The following is a 7878-nucleotide window of genomic DNA, read 5'->3' as shown; positions in this document are numbered from 1 at the left end:
GGCCGAGCATGAGGAGAATGCGCGCCTTCTGCGGGCTCAGCTCCATGCCGGCGATGAATCCCAGCTTGTCGTCGTTCACTTCCACGTTGCGCACAACGAGGCCGCTGCCAACGCGCGCGGAGCGCACCACGGCGACACCCTTCCTGGCGGCTTCCGCCAATGCCTCGATGGCAGTGTCGGTGCTGTTGCCATCACCGACCCCGGCGAGCACGATGCCTTTCACGCCTTTCACGACCAGGGAATCGATCATGTCACGGCCGAAATTGGCATAGGAATACACGATGTCGACACGCGGCAGGTCATTAACGCCTTTGCCATCCACCGAGAACTCGCTCCTCGCGCCGTGCGGGATGATGTTCGGCGAGAAGAAGTAGGCCTTGCCGGTGTTCATCACGCCGGCGCGGCCGCGGTTCGGCGACTTGAAAGTGTCGAGCGATGTGGTGTTGGTCTTCTGCGCCTCGCGCGCGTAGTGAATCTCATCATTCAGAACCACCAGCGGACCACGGCCCTTCGCCTCGGGATTGGCGGCCAGCGCCACCGCGTTATAGAGATTGGCAGGCCCATCGGCGCCGATGGCGGTCGCCGGCCGCATCGATCCGACCAGCACCACCGGCTTGTCGCTCTTCACTACCAGGCTGAGAAAGTAGGCGGTCTCCTCCATGGTGTCGGTACCGTGGGTGATGACCACGCCGTCGGTATTTCCTTTGAGCACCTCATTGACCCGCTTGGCCAGCTTCAGCCACACCTCGTGGTTCATGGTCTGGCTGCCGATGTTGGCCACCTGCTCGCCAGAGATGTCCGCAACATCCTTGAGCTGCGGCACGGCCTTGATGAGATCATCCACCGAGAACGTGCCGGACTTGTAGCCGGCCTCGGTGGTGCTGGCCTGCGCGCCGGCGATGGTGCCGCCGGTGGCGAGGATCATGATTTTGGGTTTCGCGTTGGCCGCCGATGCGACAAACAGCAATGCGACGAATGCGAAGATCACTCGCGCGAATAGATGTGACGTGACTCTGTTCATGGTTACCTCTCCTTTAATACTGTTTGGTTAAATTGTCCTGTTTACTTCCGTTTCGGCTTCGGCGCAGCCGCCGCTTTCCACTCCTCGACGCAGCCCGCGCCCGCAAGTGAAACTACTCAAGCTAACGTTTTGCATTGGGTGCCTTCCCGGTCTTGGCCGGGGCCTTGGATAGTGCCTTGGGCGGCTCGACAGTCTTGCCCGTGGCTGCCTCATAGGCCTGCCGGTAGCCGCGCGCAATCGCGCGCACCGCCCGGCCGATGTCGTCGTAGACATGATCGTCCAGGTTCGCGAACGATATGCGCACCGACCAGTCCGGAGCGGCAAAGCCGCTGCCGTTGAGCAGCACGATGCCGTGGTCCTCGGCCAGCCGGAACACGATGTCGAGCGGATGCACGTTCGCCTTCATCCACTTGACCACGTCCTCGCCCACGTACTTGCGGGCCCAGAACTCGAAGTCGATCAGGCCGTAGTAGTAGTCGAAGTACTTGTTCTCGCCGACGTCTATGCCCAGCCCCTCGATCGTCGCCGCGACACGCTTCTTGACGATGCCGATGCAGGCTTTCTGATAGTCCTTCTTCTTGTCCATCAGCTCGGCCAGCGAGAACAGCGTCATCATGACCTGCTGCGGCAGCGACAGGCCCGCCGTGTGGTTCAGCGCGACGTCGCGGCTGTCCGCCACGATGCGGTCGATGAATGCCAGCTTGCGCGGTTCCAGCGTGAGTCCGCCGTAGCGCTTGTCCAGCAGCTTCTTTATCGGCTCGGGATGCGCGGCGATCATCTGGTCGAAGATATTGTCCTCGTGGATCGCGATCGTGCCGAGGCGCCAGCCGGTGCAGCCGAAGTATTTGCTGTACGAGTAGACGCCTATGGTGTTCTTCGGGTATTCACCCATCAGCGAACGGAAGCCCGGCACGAAGGTGCCGTAGACGTCGTCCGTCAGCAGGATCAGATCCGGGCGCTTCTTTAGCACGGTGCCGATCTTCTTGATCGAGTCGGGTGAAAGCGCAACCGCCGAAGGGTTGCCCGGGTTGACGATGAAGAACGCCTTGACCTTCGGATCGAGAAGCTTCTTGAGCTCCTCATCCGTGTACTGGAACTTGTTCTCCTGCTTCGCGTGCACCTCGATGTATTTGAGGTCGTAGTCTTCCAGATGCGCCATCTCGAGGTACGGCGTGAAGATCGGCACGCCGAGCGCGATCGTGTCGCCGGGATTGATGATGCGGTTGCTCTTAAGCGACTTGAAGATATAGCACATCGCGGCGGTGCCGCCCTCCACCGCGTAGATATTGAATTTACCTTTAGGCCGCGGGGTTCCGCACATCGCCCACTGCAGGTACTCGTGGACGACCTGTTCGTTGTGCACCAGCATGCGGTCCGGCACCGGGTAGTGGTCGCCTATGATGGAATCCACCAGTTCATGCACGAACTTGTCGGGCTCGAAGCCGAACTTCGCCACTGCCCACGGCACCATCGCCTGCAGGAAGGGCGCGCCCGGCATGTCGTCGTGCTTCTTCAGCCAGGCCTCAAGCCGCCCGGCGATACCGGATGCCCTGGGCATGCCGCCCACGCCCGGCGGCAGGTCGAGCACGCGCTTGCACTCAATGACCGCGAACTGTCCGAGCAGGAAGAACGCCTCGCGCGGCTCTGTGGCGACCCAGTTCGGGTTGCCGCGACCGGCGTTCAGGTACGAGCTGGACAATTCCTGCGCGGACTTCGATGCCACCTCGGCGAGGAAGTTCTTGATCTCGAACGGACCCAGCTTCTCGTACTGTTTAAACCTTAAGTTGTCCATGTGATTTCTCCATTTATTCAATTCTCATTTAAGTCAGATACCGGAATTGCTCGACTCACGAAACCATCATGACGATGACCAAGCCCCACATCGTCAACAGTGTGTTGCTGACCGCATACGGCACCGTATAGCCGAGCAACGGAATGTCGCTCTTGGCCACTTCTGAGATCATTGCAGCGGCGGCCGTGCTGGTGCGGGCACCACCACAACAGCCCAGATTGATGGCAGGATCCAGCTTGAAGATGTACTTTCCGATCCATGGCGCCAGCAGCATGGGGACGGAGGTCGCGAAAAATCCCCACAGAAAAAGACCAATCCCGGCCTCCTTGATACCTGCGACAAAGGTCGGGCCCGCGGTGATCCCCACGACGGCGATGAATACGTTCAGGCCGACATTGTTCATGAACCAGAGCACGGGCGCCGGAACGCGGCCGAAGGTGGGATAAACTCCGCGCAACCAACCGATGATGATCCCGGCGATCAACGCCCCGCCGGATGTCGACAGCGTGACCGGGATACCGCTGACCGGCACGACGATAGCGCCAAACAGGCCGCCGAGGACGATGCCGAGACCGACAAAGACCATGTCTGCCGCGTTCGTCGGACGGTCTGCGTATCCCAGATTCCTGGCAGCTGCCTCCGTGTTCGCACGCGTGCCTCCGATTCTCAGGATATCGCCCCGATTCACCTTGGTCTGGGCCAGTACGGGAATGTTCGTGGAAGTGGCGCCGCGAGTGATTTTCGTCAGGTACACGCCGCGCGCGAAATCCGTCTTGGCCAGCTCGATCAGCGTCTTCCCGTTATAGGCCTTGTTGGTCAGGACGACATCGACAGCTTCTACGGGCACATCGAGCAACTCGGGATCGGAAACCTCGTTGCCGTATTTCCCGAGCTTCTCGATCAGCACTTCCGTCTTGCCGGAGACCCCGACCACATCCCCCGGCTGCAAAACAGTTGTCAGTTTGAACTCGATGATCTTGCCATCACGGCGCAGCCGTTCGACGAAGATGCGGACGCCTTCTTCGATGGATTCGTGGAGCGCCTCGGCGTCGGCAATGGTCGTGCCGGGCGGGATCTGGTCACGGATTTTATAGGCGCGAAAGTCCAGGCGGCGATACGCCGACTGCATGCCACCCGCGGGCCCGCCCGCCGACATTTCCTTTTCATATCTCTTGCATTCGGCTTCGAGATCGACGCCAAGAAGCTTGGGGCCCAGCATGGAGAGGATTACGCCGGTCCCGATCGTGCCCCAGATGTAAGTCACTGCGTAAGCGACCGGGATATGATTGGCTATTTCCTTGGCCTGGTCGGGCGGTATGCCCAGCCTGTTGATCGCGTCGGAGGCGACACCGATCGACGCAGATATGGTTTGTGCACCCGCGAGCAGTCCGGCGGCGTACCCGACATCATAGCCCGCGATCCTGGCGGCCACATACACCGAGACCAGACAGAGAGCCGATATGACCACGGCGAAGAGCGCTTGCGGCAGACCGTCCGAGGCGATACCGCGAACGAACTGGGGTCCCACGCCGTAACCGACAGCGAACAGGAACATGATGAAAAAGATCGACTTGACTTGGGGCGACACCTCGATACCCAACTGACCGATCAGGATCGCGGCGAGCAGTGTGCCGGTGACCGTGCCCAGACTGAAGCCGCCGAGCTTGATGACCCCGACCCAATAACCGATTGCCAGCGACAGGAAGATCGCGAGTTCCGCGTGGTGCTGCAATGTAGTAACGATGAACTCCATTTGGTAGCTCCTTTCAGGAAGAATTCATTTTTTTCCGGCGGCTTTACCTTTGGCCGGTGCAGCCGGTGCGGCTTGTCCGACCTTGCCCAAGGCCGACAGCTTGATCAGTTTGAGTCCGCGCGTCGCGTTGTAGCCGTGGATCTCCTTGACATCGAGCTTGCGCATGAAGCCGATGGAACTCGCGTCGATCACCTGCCCCGGCACCATGATCGGAAAGCCGGGCGGGTACGGGATCACGAAATTGGCCGACACCATCTCCGGGCCGTTGGCCAGCCGTTCGTCAACTTTCGGGCTCAAGAGCGGCAGATACTCGCAGTCGTCCTCTTCATAGGCAGCGAAGAAGGCACTGCGCATGTCACCTTCGAGGGTCACGCTGTTCGGGTCCTCCCGATAGCCGTCGTGGAAGCGGCTGAAGTTCGGCAGGTCGGGCACGTCTGTCATCAAACTCTTCACCCGTGCCGCGAACGCGGCGCGCTCGGACTCGCCGCCCTCAGACAGGCGCGCCTCGATCTCCATCGCGATTTCGAGCAGCACCTTGATCAGCAATGCCACATCGCTGCGGGTGTTGTTAATGTTGCTCTGCAGCAGCACGCTGTTGCGCGAGGTCTTGTTGAGCTGGATGTTGTACTTATCGGCCAGCAGATTCTTGAATGCGGTACCGTCGTAGCCGGCAGTGCCGCACACCAGCGTCATGCGCGTCGGGTCGAGGAAGAATTCGTCCTCGAGCATCGCCTTCCCGGCCGTCAACCAGGTGGTGCCCGGCGTGAGGAAGTCCTGGAAGCCCGAGGCGCGGAACTCAGCCGGTATCATGGCATCGGCCCCCAGCACCTTGAAGTACTTCGAGATGATCGGGTGTGCAGATACTTCCTTGCGGATGGTCAGCGCGATTTCGATCGCGCGCATGACCAGCTCGTAACCCTCGAGCTCCATCTGGCGGCGGGCGACGTCCAGCGAGGCGATGATCTGCGCGTTCGGCGAGGTCGAGGCATGGATGAACACCGCCTCGCGGAAGGCCGAGACATGCTTGCTGTAGTCTTCATCGCGCACCGCCACGATCGAACCCTGACGCAGACACGACATCGACTTGTGCACTGAGTCGGTCTCGTACACGCGAATGCGGATCTTGCGCGGATCGGGGACCAAACGCCGCTCCAGCAGACGCGGGTCTTTTGGATCGAGATTCTCACCGAGTTCCTTCGCCTGATCTTGATAGGCTTTAAGCGCCTCGGGGCTGGCACGCCATTCTTCGAGCGCGGCGGCCGCACCCAGACCGGTGCGCGGGCGCAAGAACGGCGAGAAGCGTGCGAATCCGAACCACGCCTCGTCCCACAGGAAGAGCAGATCCGGCTTGATCGCCAGACACTCTTGCATCACCCGGAGCGTGTTGTACACGTGCCCGTCGAAGGTGCAGTTGGTGAGCGTCAACATCTTCAGGCGATCGAGCCGTCCCTCGGCCTTGAGATTGAGCATGGCCTGCTTGATGGTGCGCAGCGGCACGGCACCGTACATCGAGTATTCGGTCATCGGGTAGGCTTCGACGTACAGCGGCTGGGCGCCCGACAGCACCATGCCGTAGTGGTGCGACTTGTGGCAGTTGCGGTCGGCAATCACGATGTCGCCCGGCTTGGTGACAGCCTGATAGACCATCTTGTTGGACGTGGAAGTGCCATTGGTGACAAAGAACACGTGATCGGCGCCGACGGCGCGGGCGAATTTCTCCTGCGCGACTTTGATGTTGCCGGTCGGCTCGAGCATGCTGTCCAGCCCGCCGGTGGTGGCGGAGGACTCGGCCAGGAACAGATTCTGGCCGTAGAACTCGCCCATGTCGTGAATCCAGTTGGACTTGATGATCGACTTGCCGCGCGCGATCGGCAACGCGTGAAAGGTGCTGATCGGGCGCGCGGCGTAACGCTTGAGGTTGTCAAAATGCGGCGTGGAAAAGCGGTCACCAACGCCTTCGATGATATTGAGGTGCACCTCCATCAGCTCCTCGACTTCGTAGAACACGCGCCGGATCATCGAGGCCGCCGGATCGCCCGCCAGCTTCTCCACCTGCCGGTCCGTCAGCAGGTAGATGTCGAGCTCGGGGCGGATGCGCTTGATGAGCCGCGCCAGGGTCACGCCGATTTCGCGCGGCGCAAGATTAGACGTATCCAGTTGGTGGTAGGTGGCAAGGAATTCGCGCAACAGCGGCACGTCGTGCTGCGACGGCACCGGTATCCCGTCATAGATCACCACGGCCTCGATCTTGCCGTTCAGCACCGTGCCGAGGATGGCGTCCTCGAAGCTGCCGACCAGCACCGGCTCGTAAATCATCGTATCTTCGGCACGCCGCAGGCGGCGGATCTCCTGGGCAATCTTTATCCGGTTAGCCGCCGGCGCCGGGCTTACGAACAGAGTCTCGAAATACGGCCGCCGCGCCTCAATGCCACCGGGCGCGAGCGGAGCACGGTCTGCCACGGTGTCGCCGGCATCATCCGACGTCTCCCATTCACCCGTGTCGTAGCGATAGCTGCCCGACAGCAGTGAACCGCTCATGCGCCGCACCAGTCGCGCGACACCAGTCGCGTCGTCCGCAGTAATGCGTTCGGCCAGTATTTTCATCAGCCGCGGCCCGGGGTAGGCGAAGAAGTCTTCCAGCGCACGCACTTGCGTCAGCGCCGCGTCGACCGCGGCGCGATCGCTGCGTGCGCCGGCCGCCCAGGCTTGTGCCTTGGCGTTCAGTTCGCGCCAGCGATCCAGTCGTGCGGAGGAAGTTGAAAAGAAGTGATCCAGATGCGGAACGCCGGTGGTCGCAATTGCCATGATGCTTGCTCCTTGTCGGTTACTGGTCGATTAACGACTGCGCCATTTCAGCTTGCTACAACCGTCCGGGCCAGAACCGCGCCGCTGAACGTGTTCGGCAAGCTGGGACCGGCGTCGTGGACCAGCGCGATGAGAATGTTCGGCACGACATCGGGCGAGCGATCGTGCTTCACTTTTTTATTCTTACCCATTGCTTTTCTCCCTATCCGCTAACGGCCGTTGAAAAGAACATGCAAGAAACCGCTTGTGCCGACACAAATTTTAACGACCTGCTCCATGGCCAGCCATTGGACCTTGGTCCAATATCCAACCTATCCGCGGCAGCCGGCGTCGGTTTGCCATGGTCGTAATTGGATTGTCGACAGGAGTGAAGAACGCCTTGGAGCCGGCGCACAGGTAATTCAGCCCGTCTTTGCCGACGGGCGTCTAGAGTGGGGATTGCTTGATGTTGCCGAAGCGGGGATTGCTTACGGTACGGTCACCTGTGATTCCGTCGAGCTTTTGCCG

At 60.8% G+C, this 7878-nt stretch carries 6 protein-coding genes; 1 reads left to right on the top strand and 5 read right to left on the bottom strand.

Features of this window, described 5'->3' with window-relative positions; all coding sequences use genetic code 11:
• The 5 genes from WB402_RS09065 to WB402_RS09045 form a co-directional block, all read right to left on the bottom strand.
• A partial coding sequence (locus WB402_RS09065) for a type II asparaginase (RefSeq protein WP_424207077.1) occupies window positions 1-1021 on the bottom strand: 1021 nt, incomplete at its 3' end.
• Between the two features lie 121 nt (window positions 1022-1142).
• Entirely contained in the window at window positions 1143-2813 is a 1671-nt protein-coding gene (locus WB402_RS09060; RefSeq protein ID WP_424207075.1) for a bifunctional aspartate transaminase/aspartate 4-decarboxylase, read from the bottom strand.
• A gap of 55 nt (window positions 2814-2868) precedes the next feature.
• A complete protein-coding gene (gene aspT / locus WB402_RS09055; protein ID WP_424207074.1) occupies window positions 2869-4566 on the bottom strand; it encodes an aspartate-alanine antiporter in 1698 nt (565 codons plus the stop codon).
• Between the two features lie 24 nt (window positions 4567-4590).
• The gene (locus WB402_RS09050; protein ID WP_424207072.1) at window positions 4591-7371 is read right to left on the bottom strand and encodes a decarboxylase; all 2781 of its coding nucleotides are present in this window, start codon (window positions 7369-7371) and stop codon (window positions 4591-4593) included.
• Between the two features lie 47 nt (window positions 7372-7418).
• Entirely contained in the window at window positions 7419-7562 is a 144-nt protein-coding gene (locus WB402_RS09045) for a hypothetical protein (protein ID WP_424207070.1), read from the bottom strand.
• Between the two features lie 55 nt (window positions 7563-7617).
• Here WB402_RS09045 and WB402_RS09040 point away from each other — a divergent pair.
• Window positions 7618-7878, top strand: a 261-nt coding sequence (locus WB402_RS09040) for a hypothetical protein (RefSeq protein WP_424207068.1), incomplete at its 3' end; no start/stop codon positions are given.

Origin of the sequence: Sulfuricaulis sp. (genome assembly GCF_049587675.1) — a bacterium.
In the GTDB taxonomy this organism is placed as follows: Bacteria; Pseudomonadota; Gammaproteobacteria; order Acidiferrobacterales; family Sulfurifustaceae; genus Sulfuricaulis.
The sequence above is the reverse complement of the archived record's forward strand: the minus strand, read 5'-3'. Positions and strand labels throughout refer to the sequence as shown.